This window comes from Pseudobutyrivibrio sp. AR14, assembly GCF_900101325.1.
In the GTDB taxonomy this organism is placed as follows: Bacteria; Bacillota; Clostridia; order Lachnospirales; family Lachnospiraceae; genus Pseudobutyrivibrio.
The window spans coordinates 363,359-375,144 of sequence record NZ_FMUY01000001.1 but is presented as its reverse complement, the minus strand read 5'-3'; the positions used below and the strand labels follow the sequence as shown (position 1 = coordinate 375,144).

At 35.5% G+C, this 11,786-nt stretch carries 10 protein-coding genes; 3 read left to right on the top strand and 7 right to left on the bottom strand.

Annotation, left to right across the window (positions count from 1 at the left end):
* The 7 genes from BLP50_RS01770 to BLP50_RS01740 form a co-directional block, all read right to left on the bottom strand.
* A partial coding sequence (locus tag BLP50_RS01770) for a hypothetical protein (protein WP_330386038.1) occupies nt 1–974 on the bottom strand: 974 nt, incomplete at its 3' end.
* Nucleotides 975–1,164: 190 nt separating this feature from the next.
* Nucleotides 1,165–1,722 (bottom strand): hypothetical protein, encoded by a 558-nt coding sequence (locus tag BLP50_RS01765; protein ID WP_090149982.1) that lies wholly within the window; start codon nt 1,720–1,722, stop codon nt 1,165–1,167.
* A gap of 322 nt (nt 1,723–2,044) precedes the next feature.
* Nucleotides 2,045–3,082 carry a hypothetical protein gene (locus tag BLP50_RS01760; RefSeq protein WP_090149979.1) on the bottom strand — a complete coding sequence of 346 codons (1,038 nt, stop codon included), beginning with the start codon at nt 3,080–3,082 and terminating at the stop codon, nt 2,045–2,047.
* Nucleotides 3,083–3,288: 206 nt separating this feature from the next.
* A complete protein-coding gene (locus tag BLP50_RS01755; RefSeq protein ID WP_090149975.1) occupies nt 3,289–4,104 on the bottom strand; it encodes a hypothetical protein in 816 nt (271 codons plus the stop codon).
* A 222-nt stretch (nt 4,105–4,326) separates the two neighbouring features.
* Entirely contained in the window at nt 4,327–4,992 is a 666-nt protein-coding gene (locus BLP50_RS01750; protein WP_090149971.1) for a hypothetical protein, read from the bottom strand.
* A 132-nt stretch (nt 4,993–5,124) separates the two neighbouring features.
* Nucleotides 5,125–6,405 (bottom strand): 3-phosphoshikimate 1-carboxyvinyltransferase, encoded by a 1,281-nt coding sequence (gene aroA, locus BLP50_RS01745; protein WP_090149969.1) that lies wholly within the window; start codon nt 6,403–6,405, stop codon nt 5,125–5,127.
* A complete protein-coding gene (locus BLP50_RS01740) occupies nt 6,405–7,505 on the bottom strand; it encodes a prephenate dehydrogenase (RefSeq protein WP_090149966.1) in 1,101 nt (366 codons plus the stop codon). The genes aroA and BLP50_RS01740 overlap by 1 nt, the downstream gene beginning before the upstream one ends.
* Nucleotides 7,506–7,696: 191 nt before the next feature.
* On the opposite strand from BLP50_RS01740, the gene BLP50_RS01735 reads away from it, so the two are divergent.
* The 3 genes from BLP50_RS01735 to BLP50_RS01725 all read left to right on the top strand — a co-directional run bounded on the left by BLP50_RS01735 (nt 7,697) and on the right by BLP50_RS01725 (nt 11,645).
* A complete protein-coding gene (locus BLP50_RS01735) occupies nt 7,697–9,793 on the top strand; it encodes an elongation factor G (RefSeq protein ID WP_090149964.1) in 2,097 nt (698 codons plus the stop codon).
* A 126-nt stretch (nt 9,794–9,919) separates the two neighbouring features.
* Complete coding sequence (locus BLP50_RS01730; RefSeq protein ID WP_090149962.1) at nt 9,920–10,795, top strand: hypothetical protein; 876 nt, start codon at nt 9,920–9,922, stop codon at nt 10,793–10,795.
* A 46-nt stretch (nt 10,796–10,841) separates the two neighbouring features.
* Nucleotides 10,842–11,645 carry a hypothetical protein gene (locus BLP50_RS01725; protein WP_090149958.1) on the top strand — a complete coding sequence of 268 codons (804 nt, stop codon included), beginning with the start codon at nt 10,842–10,844 and terminating at the stop codon, nt 11,643–11,645.
* The last annotated feature ends 141 nt before the right edge of the window (nt 11,646–11,786 follow it).

The following is an 11,786-nucleotide window of genomic DNA, read 5'->3' as shown; positions in this document are numbered from 1 at the left end:
CAAGATTGCCGAGGCATACCCATATTAGGTTGGTTGTTCCAAGACTGCCGAGGCATACCCATATTAGGTTGGTTATTCCAAGACTGCCGAGGCATTCTCCAATTAGGTTGATTATTCAATGATTGCTGAGGTCTAGCATAGTACTGGTTCTGTTGGTGTGAGTATTGATTTTGTTGTCTAGCGTTCTCTCGATTCCTTAGGTAATCATTTTTATTTTGCGGACGTAATGGCTGCTGATTGTTTATCTGTGGAATGTTTTGGCGATTTCGTGGGATTTTTATTACTATTATACGGACGAAACCTAAGTTTAAATTCATTTTTACTTTACCCATATTTTCAGGGTTAAAGTTGCTTCCTTGATTGCCGCTATTTTGAGCATTTCCATAATTAGATATAGGCTCTTTTGGAGCTGAGCCATATTTGTTTCGGTTAAAATTATTCTTAAATTGTTCGTATAAACCCTTATCGAAAAATCTATCATTACTTAAAGCAGTATTATCATTACTTTGTTGAGACCTATCATCCAATGTTTGTAATTTATCAAATTGATTTTTCTGCTCAGGAATTATTGGTTTATTTAAACCATAATTTTTTCTTCTATTTTTGTTACGTTTTGCGCGTGCTTTTGTTAAATCTTTAGAATAATATTTTTTCCCCCGAACAGTATTTAAATCCTTAACAACATCTTTGCAAACAAAATTAGCGTTATCAACAACAGTTCTTCCTAAGTATTCTGAAGTTGCATTACGAAGGTCTTTATTATTTTTGATATTTCTATTGTCTGGGATACCATTCCTTTGTAAGTAATTACAGTGATCTATTTCCCTTTCGAGGTAAGATTTAATTGCGTTATAATCTTTATCAGTACCAAGATCTTTATAGAAAGTTGCAATATCTAAGAATTGCTTAGCAAGTCTTTTCCTTTCATCAAGTGGATTATTACCGCTGGTTAAATCACTTATGCTTGTTGGCATATTAATCCTCCTTTTTAGCTCAAATATAATTATTAGATAACATTTATATTTCAATAAAAATAAAAAGTTTTTTCCAGCGAGTTAATAAATTTAGTATATTTCTCATATAAAAAAAGAAATGTAGATAATATGAATAAAAAGAAGAGAGCATTGTTACTAGTGGTTAAGTAACAATGCTCTTTTTAATTAGTTACTGTTTATGACGCTTGTTTTTTTGATTTACATTATTTGAAGTTGAAGCTGAATTGGTATTTACTTTTTCTTTTTGTTTTTTTTGATTATCTGACTTAGGCTGATATGGATCCTCAGGTTTTATGCCAACTGCTGTAAGTATTTTATTGATATTATCGCGAAATTCTTTTTCAGCTCTATTGTCTCGAGGTTGATTTTCTGGCTGTTTTCCTTTGTTTCTTCTGGCTGTACTATATGTTGGCTCGTTATATGAATCCAATGGAGTAGTGGTAAGACGAGATTGCTCATAAGATGGCGTTTGGTTTTCAAGCATTTTACTTTCGGCTCTAAAATATTTTAATGCATCTTCTAGTCCGTTATCTTTGTGTAAATTATTTCGATTCAACTCAATTGAATCTTTATGTTTGATTCTTTTTCTACTTAATAAATTTGAGTAGTCATCTCTAGTTGTATTTTGTGACTGGTCAAACTCAAATTTAGGAAGATTTCCATGTAGAGCAGATCCTGGAGGATACATTGTATTGTGATTTAAATTTGTGGAATTGAATTCTTGCATTTTTGTTCTCCTTTCAATCTAGTTGTGATAAAAATTCATCCCAAGTATTATTCAATAAATGTGTTAATTTTTTTCCAGAAATAAAAAAATCTTGAAGCGAGAATTGCTTCAAGATTTTTCATATTGTTATTTAAGCTTAAGGCTTCTAGTATTATTAATTTTAGGAGAAGGAGGGGTAGGAGATTGCTGGCCGGCTCGAACTAAAGGAGGGTTAACTTTATTTGCATATTTGGCATGTATGTTTTCTTCTTTCGTTAAATAGTATTTAATTAAATTCTTAAACTTCAAATTTAATTTAATAATATTTCTTTATAGTATTATGTTATTGTTTTTGATGACTTCTGGCAGAGTTGACACTTTGGGTCGATGATGAGTCGTTTCGCACAATTTCTTTCCCTTTAGATTGAGGCGTCTGAGATATATTACTGTTATATTTGGCTATGTAGTATGATTGAATAAGTTTTTGGTTATCTACTAATGTCTTAGCAATAGTATCATTCTCTGAATTTGATAGGAACTGCATATTTATATTTCCATCCCTTTGTTCTCGAGCTTTTCCGGCATAATTGGATTGATCTCGTGGAGGAATTTCATAATGGTTGGCTGCTCGATAAAGTTCGGCTTGTGCCTTGTTGAGTCGCTGATCATGTATTTCTAATGTTCGTTGATTTTGCTCATATTCTGGTCGAAAAGTTTGTTCTCGCTGTTGCATTTTTTTATTTATATTTTGGATGTCTTTATTTATTTTTTGAATTTGTTTTTCGTAATATTGTGGTACACGTTCGTTTTGTAAATTTCTAATAAATATCTCTTGATTTGCTTTTTGCAAGTTTCGTATTTTTTCTTCGCCCTGTTTTAGCTTAGCGTTATTTTCGCGTATTTCTTGAGCTAATTGAACTTTTTCCGGAGGTTTTCTATTGGATACTTCGTGGTCGTTTGGATTTATTGGTCTATTTAGGCCACCATTTTCGTTTCGTATTAAGTCTCGATTGTGAATGTCGCGGCTTAAATCTTTTTTAAAAATATTTTTACCGTGTACCTTGTTTAAATCTTTTACCATTTGATTTGAGGCTTTGTTGTTGTTATCGATAATAGTTCTTCCCAGATATTCTAGGGTCGCATCTCTCAAGTCTCGATTGTTTGCCGGATAATTAATATTATTCTCGTTTCCATTTTCATGAGCTACTTTATCAGCTCTGGCATACTCTAATTGTTCGTTTAAATATTTTTTGATTTGTCTTGTGTCGCTTGTAGTCGCCTGTTCTTCATACCTATTTACAATTTTTAATAAATCTTTACATAGGTTTATTCTTTCATTGATAGGGTCTTTTTGCTTTTTAAAGGGGTTTAACTTTGCCATTTAGAATTCTCCTTTCGATGGGATTATTAAATAGTTATAGTTCTGTAATTACTTCAATGATTAATTTATTTTTTTTCCAAATTTGAAAAATATTATTATTTCTATTTAGTAATTATATTTTTATGGTAGAGGAGAGTAGTCTTGATATAGAAATAAAAAAGAGAATAGAGCTAACAATTAATTAGTTCTATTCTCTAAAAAATTAGTTACATTGAACGCACAGAAGTATTACTACGTTGAGAATCATTACGTGTAAGACTAGTTTGTCTTTGAGGATGGCGATTTGTATTGGTCGTAGTATTCCTTGCATCTGGATTTCTCTGGGTATATGATTCGGCATTATTTATTTGATCAGTAGGACTTGTATGATAAAACTTTTGTTGTGTATGTTTTGCGTTGCTATTGCTCTGATTAGCGTTAAGAGTTCTATATCTCTCTGCCCGTGCCTGGGATTTCATCAATTCTTCTGCAGTGAGATTTTTAGGGGGCGTGTTCGTTAATTTTGGTTTACTTGTACTTTTTATATTAGGTGCCTCAGTTTTTGGCTGCCAGTTAGGTTGGTTTTCAGGATTTCGTGGGCCCATAGGTGGTCTACTTTGATATTGTGATTGATTACGTAATTGTGAATATCTTGATTGACCTATTCGTGCTGTATCGACATCAATGGGGTCAGGATTATTAACTACATGTAGTCTAGTCTCAGGTATAAATGGGACTTCTGGTGCAGTTGGTGCAAGTGGTACAGGATGTCCTTCTGGAGAATGTGGTATCGGTGGTGTTCGTGGTATAGGTTCGGTTTCGGCTCTATCTTGATTATTATGTTCGCTCATCTGATTTTGTCTATAGTTTTTGTATGCCTTTGACATTTGCTGGCCTTTAATTTTCTGTTCAAGAGTCAAAGGCCTACCAGGTGTTGTACTTAGTCGGGGTCTTATATTGCTATTTTGCAATGGATGTTGAACTACATTTGGTCTGGTATTTTGTTGAGTGTTATCTGTGTTTGGTGAATTATTTAATGCCATTTTTTCTCCTTTCAATATTAGGATTTTTTATTTGTCATTGTTACATCTATAATTCAATAAGCTTTGATGGTTTTTTCCAAAAAATAGAATCCTTGAAGCAAAAAACTTCAAGGATTAATGGTTATAATATACTTTTTTTGTCAAATTTAGTATTAGCCATTGTTTGAGAGGCTTTCATTTTATTATTTTGGTCTAGAATTTTGGACGATTATTCTAGGATATTTATTGGTGGTTCGCATTTCGTCGCTGACGAGTTGGGGCATTAGATGAACTTGCTTCATTCTTGACTTTTGTTGCCCCTGCTCTATTGGATGTGTTGTTATCTATTGCAGTATAGCTATTTGAATTATTTGATGATGCAGCCCTTGAATTATAACTATTGTCAGGAGGAAGTGGTGTATTTGTAAATCTTGTTTGAGGCTGAACGAATCGATCTGGTCTTACAAAATCACGATTAACGTTATTATTATTAATATTACTATTTTTATTTAATCTTTTACGATTTCGTTCCATAGAATCTACAATATTTGTTATACGATATGTTTGGTTGTTATTATTATTCTGTGGATTATTATTCTGTGCATTATTATTTTGTGGATTATTATTCCGTGCATTATTATTCTGTGCATTATTATTCTGTGCAGTAGGCTGATTTAAAGTAAATCTTGACCTTGGTCCTTGTGCAATAGGAGAGTTTAATGGATTTACAGTTCGTGGATCTAATCCACCCAATCCTTGTTGTGCATTTAATCGTTGCGCCGCTTGATTCTGAATTTCTTGGTTGTGTTGGAAAAAGTTCCTAAGTGAGCTTGTTCTTATAGGGGTGCTCATTTCATTTTGCTGGTTTGCATTCATTCGATTACTATATTCTCCTCTGTTTTGTGGCATGATTGTTCTCCATTTATTTATGTAATTAAATTTACGGTTACACATTTAGTTCAATGAGTCTTTATACTTTTTTTCCATAAATAAAAAAATCCCTGAAAGTTTTTGTCTTTCAGGGATAATATTTAACTAATGTTACTTATTAATAATACTGTTTAATGTTCTGAAAAAGTTAGGATAGGAGATGCAACAACATTCTTCGTTATCGAAAGTTGTTTCTCCTTGGGCTACAAGGCCTGCTATGGCAAATGACATTGCAATTCTGTGATCTAGATACGTCTTTACGGTAGTACCTTTAAGTGGATTACCTCCATTTATAATCATTCCATCATCAGTAGGAGTGATATCGCATCCCATATTTTTAAGATTCTCGGTGACAGTAGCGATTCGATCGCTTTCTTTTACTTTAAGCTCTGCAGCATCTTTGATAGTAGTAGTGCCAGATGCGCATGCAGCCATGACAGCAATAACTGGAAGCTCATCTATAAGAGTAGGGATAATGTCGCCTGAAACCTCACAGCCATGTAAAATACTGCTAGTTACATGAATATCTGCTACAGGCTCTCCCGATACATTTCTTTCATTTAATAATTCAATGTTTCCACCCATATCCTGAGCAACTTTTATGATGCCGGCTCTTGTTGGATTCGTATTTACGTTTTTTATAAGCAAGTCGGCATTCTCGCAGATTAATCCTGCAACAATGAAGTATGCTGCGGAGGAAATATCTCCAGGAACCTCTATTTTTTGGCCGATTAGTTTTGGGTTGCCAACGATAGAAGCGGTAAGACCTTCTGATTTAATATCTGCACCAAATCCAGAAAGCATCAGCTCTGTATGATTTCTAGATACTACAGGCTCTGTGACAGAAGTAACACCATCCGCGTATAATCCAGCAAGTAATACACATGATTTAACCTGTGCGCTGGCAACAGGAGAATCGTAGTGGATTGCTTTTAATGGTGCACCGCCGATTTCTAGTGGGGCGCATCCGTTATCCTTAATTGAGCGAATATGAGCACCCATTTGAGTAAGAGGAGTAATGATTCTGCCCATTGGTCTTTTTTGAATTGATTCATCGCCGTTGAGAGAAGATACAAATGGCTGACCAGCAAGTATACCCGATATAAGACGGGTGGTAGTTCCGCTGTTTCCCACATCCAGCATCTGACTAGGTGCCTTAAGTCCGTGAAGACCCTTTCCGTGGATAACGACGTGATCTGCATTTTGAGAAATATCAATACCCATAGCTCTAAAACAACCTATAGTAGAGCGGCAGTCTGCACCATCTAAAAATCCAGTTAACTCGGTGGTTCCCTCTGAAATTGCGCCAAACATAACACCGCGGTGGCTGATAGATTTGTCTCCAGGAACTTTTATTTCACCTTTTAAGCTATTTGCTTTTGTTATTGCCATTAATTTGTCCTCTGTCTTACGTAATAATTATTGTGTGTGAGAGTGGTCTGAGCCTTTTTCATAGCATCTTCTGTGTAGAACTCAATTCGAAGTACACCAGGCTCAAATTCTCGATTGTGAATGATGTCGATATTTTTGACGCTGATATCAACATCGGAAAGGAGCTGAAGTACTCCAACTAATGTACCAGGTTTGTCATCTATATCGCAGTATAATTCGTAAAAGCGAATTAAAGCATTTTCAGGAATAGTAATAGAGTCTCTATAGTCCTTAGCCTTTGACCAAAGTTTAAGTATTTCGTCTGCATCAGATTCATCGATTGCTTTTCTAAATGTCTCAAGCTCTTCCTTATAAGCATCAAGTAATTTTAATATAGCCTGACGGTTGCTAAGGAAAATGTGCTGCCACATAGTAGGTGAGCCAGATGCGATTCTTGTGATGTCCTTAAAACCGCCTGCTGCAATAGTCTTGCAAGTGGTGCGCTCATCATCATTGTCCTGAACAAGATTAACAAGGGAAGCTGCAATTACATGTGGAAGATGCGATACAGCTGCAGTGGCCTCATCATGCTCCTCAGAAGATAGCTTAATAGGAATGGCACCAAGTGATTTGATGAATTCGCCAAATTCGTTGTAAGTATCCTGATTCATATCTGCATCAGCTGTTAGGATATAATATGCGTTTTCGAGAAGTCTGGCATCTGAGTGCTCTAGACCAGTAAGTTCTGAGCCTGTCATAGGATGTCCACCAATAAATTGACTCGTGACACCTAGCTCTCTTGCAACAGCAGTAATATCTCCCTTAACTGAGCCAACATCAGTAATGATGCAGTCTGGCATAACTACGTCCTTTAATTGCTTTAAATAATCACAGTTGATTTTAACTGGACTGCAAAGGAAAATGATATCGCACTGACCGAACTGATGGATTTTCAGTAATCCATTATTATCAATAAGATGCTCCTCGTAGGCAGCTTCCACTGTGGATTCTCTGGAAGCTGTGGCAAGAATCTTAGTATTTGGATATTTTTTTAGAATGGCTTTTGCAATACTTCCGCCGATTAATCCTAGGCCAACAAAGCCGATTGTTTTTGCTTTCATAAGAATTATCCCCCTGTGGTTGAAATGGAAAATACGGATTCACTTCAACGCTTTAAAGTAAGAATATATTTATATAATAGCATATATTTTCATTGTAAATAGTCTGAATATTGATTAAAATAAAATTAAGTTTTTACACAGCAAGGCGCGGCGGGGTTAAGGCGTCAAATAATTATTGGGAGGTAAGACACATGAAGGTTTTTACTACGGACAAAATTAGAAACGTTGTGTTACTTGGTCACAGCGGGGCGGGCAAAACCAGTCTCATCGAATCAATGGCTTTTCTGGCTGGTCAGATCAGCAAGCCAGGCACTATCGAGGCTGGTAATACCATTAGTGACTATGACAAATTGGAGCAGAAAAACAAGTTTTCTATTTACACATCTTTAGTTCCAATCATTTGGGGCGATACTAAGATTAATTTCCTAGACACACCAGGATATTTCGATTTTGTTGGAGAGGCTGAAGAAGCTGTTTCTGCAGCTGATGCAGCTATTATTGTTATTTCAGGTAAAAGCGGAATTGAGGTTGGTACAAAGAGAGCCTGGGAGATGTGCGACAAATTTAATCTTCCTAGAATGGTATTTGTAACTGACATGGATATAGATGATGCCAGCTATAGAGAAATAGTTGAGGAGCTCCAAAGCCTTTATGGTAAAAAGATTGCTCCTTTCCATCTTCCAATTAGAGAAAATGGCGAATTTGTTGGCTATGTAAATGTTATTCAGCAGATGGGTAAGCGTTGGAAGGCTGACGGCACTGTAGAGCATAGTGATGTGCCAGATTACAATCAGGAATATTTAGAGAAATATCGTGAAGCTCTTATGGAGTCTGTTGCTGAGACATCAGAAGAGTTTATGGATAGATATTTTGGTGGCGAGGAGTTCTCAGAGGATGAAATCAGACAGGCACTTCGTGTAAATGTGGCTTCTGGTGATATTGTCCCTGTTATGATGGGTTCTAATCTTACTAATAGAGGTCAGTATACAATGCTTACTGATGTGGTTAAGTATTTACCATCACCAGCAGATTGTGTTATCACAGGAATTAACGCAAATACTAATGAGGTTTATGAGGCAAATTATGACTTCTCTAAGCCTAAGTCAGCTTATGTATTCAAGACAATTGTTGACCCATTTGTAGGTAAATATTCTCTTATAAAAGTTAATTCAGGCGTATTAAAGACAGATGATTTGCTTTATAACAAGCACAAGGAATCTGAAGAGAAGATCGGTAAGCTTTATATTTTAACAGGCAGCAAGCCAGAGGAAGTACCTGAGGTACATGCAGGTGATATTTGTGCTCTTTCTAAGCTACAGAAAGTTGCTACTACAGATTCACTTTCTACTAAGGCTAATCCAATTCTTTACATTAGAACACCTCTTTCTGTGCCATATACATACAAGAGATATAAAGCAAAGAATAAGGGTGATGAGGATAAAATTGCTCAGGCTATGGCAAAGCTTTGCGCTGAGGATTTGACTATTAAGGCTGTTAATGACGGCGAAAATAGCCAGTCACTTATCTATGGTATTGGCGATAGACATATTGATATGCTTGTTCAAAAGCTCAATGAAAAATATAAAGTAGATATTGAGCTTAGCCAGCCAAAGATTGCATTTAAAGAGACAATCCGTGGAAAGGCCGATGTTGAGTATAAATATAAGAAGCAGACAGGTGGTCATGGACAGTATGGCCATGTAAAGATGACATTTGAGCCATCTGGAAATATGGAAGAGCATTATAATTTTACAGAGTCAGTTGTTGGTGGTGCTGTTCCTAAGAATTATTTCCCTGCTGTTGAAAAAGGATTGCAGGAAGCTGTTCTTGCCGGACCTCTTGCAGCATATCCAGTAGTTGGTATTCACGCTAATCTTTACGATGGAAGCTATCATCCAGTTGATTCTTCCGAGATGGCATTTAAAGTTGCTGCCAAGGGAGCGTTCAAGGATGGCATCATGAAAGCCAATCCAATTCTTCTTGAGCCTATTGAGACACTGAAAGTTGTTGTACCTGATACATATACCGGTGATGTAATGGGTGACTTAAACAAGAGACGTGGTCGTGTACTTGGTATGAATCCTACAGAGACCGGAGGCAAGACAGAAGTGCTTGCAGAAGTACCTATGGCAGAGCTTTATGGATACGATACTCAGCTTCGTTCTATGACTGGAGGCTATGGAACATTCTCTTATGAGTTAGCTAGATATGAGCAGGTTCCATCTGATGTTCAGGCTAAGGAGGTCGAGAGAAGAGCTAATAAGCTTAAGGATGTAGAAGAGGAATAAATATTTTTAATATTAATGGGGGCTACCTTTTGGTAGCTCCTTTTTTATTTGGTATTGACAAAAATAAGTTACGGTATTAATATACTACCTATAATATGTGCGTAAATAAATTGGAGAAAAATGTATATGAAAAAGAAGATTTTAAATTTGCTTGCTTTAATGCTTGTTCTTTTGATTGCAACACCTGTTGTTGCTAGGGCTTCTGAAACAGAGTCGGTTGGTGAGGTTACAGAGGATAAAGACGATTTCGTATTATCTAAGTTCGGTATAGAAGCAAGCTTCCCTGAAAAATACAGATATATCTATGATGAGAGTCAAGGATACAGGGATGAGGTGACTGACATTGGTATCCACACCAATGAAATTACATCAACAATAAAAGAAAATGGTATGTCCTACGATGCATTTTATATTGATGATGAAGGTTATCTTAACGAAGCTTATATGTCATATGCTCATGAATTTGGTGTTTCAGGAGATTTGAAAGATTGTTCTGATGACGAATTAGAAGATTTGTTAACTAAGGTAAAAACGGGTTTTTCCGTTTCTTCTCTTTATGGTGTATCTTGTGATTATTTAGATTCTTATCATACTGAAGATGGAGAAGTATTCTTTGTTTTTGATATGAAGAGTTTAAAAGAAGATGGCGATTTTCGTTCGGCTTGCTATTTTACAATTGTTAACGGAGATAGTTATTATTTCTATTTTAGATCATACAATCCAAATATTTTAATTGATGATTTGGTTAAGGAGGGAGAAGATTTTGTAGAGGGTGTTAAATTTACTGGTAGACCAGAAAAGGTGGAGGATACTTCTAATATTTCTGATTCAAATAATATTGCAAGTGATTCCAACATAATTACAGGACCAAAAACTAATAAGACAAGAGCTGGTAAGAACGCATTTGCTTCTCGCACTTTAGGTCGTGCTGCGGGAGCTGCGATTCTTGTTGGTGCAAGTTTTTTGGTTAATGCTGTGAAAAGAAAAAAGAAGGATAAATGATAAGTTCTGAGTTATTGAAAAATGTTAGTGAAAAAGGAGAATTGTTATGAAAAAAGGTATTATGCTTTCGCTTGCTATGGCAACGGTGTTTACAGTGGGGACTTCGACTGTATCTAAGGCTGCATCTGATGTTGTACTTGACTATGAAGATATTGATTTATCGATAACAATTAGTGACAAATACAATTATATCTATGATGCAGATAATAGTTATGGAGATGATATTTCTGAATATGGAATCAATCCAGATACCATTGTTAAGACTATTAAGTCTACACCAGGTGCATATTTTGAAGCTTTATATGTAGATGAAGATAATTACTTTAGAGAATCATACATGAATTATCTTGAAGGCGAGGATGAAATTGGTCACTTAAAGGATTATTCAAAAGAGGAAGTTGCTGAATTTGGAGAACAACTCAGTAAAGAAATGGAAAATTGGGTTGGAAAAGATGGTATTAAAAGCTTTGAATACAAGGATATCTTCTACACAGAAGGCGGTATACCATATTTTCAGTTTATAATGACAGGAACTAATGCAGATGGTGATTTTACCTCTGGATGTCTATGTACTATAGCTAATAACAACAATTATTATTTCTATACTCGTTCTTATGCGCCTTCTGTAGATGCAGCTTCTTTAATAGAAGATTCGCAGGAACTGGTCGAGGGCGTTGAATTTTACTTTGATAAGACAATTAAATCAGATGCCCATATTTCAGAAGGAATAGATTGGAAGAGGGTTGGATCTAAATCAGCTTATGGAGCTGTTTTTGGTGCCGTGATAGGAGCTTCTATTTCTGCCATTAATAAGAAAAATAAGAAAAAGAAAGAAAAAGTAAGTGAATAATTATTATTTTTCATAAATAATTAAAAGCTGTGATGAGTTTCCATTGCAAAACATCACAGCTTTTATTATAATTTCGTTTAGTTGTGGTAATGGGGCGAAATTTATTTTAATACATTACCATGGTGTTACATAATTTCGAGG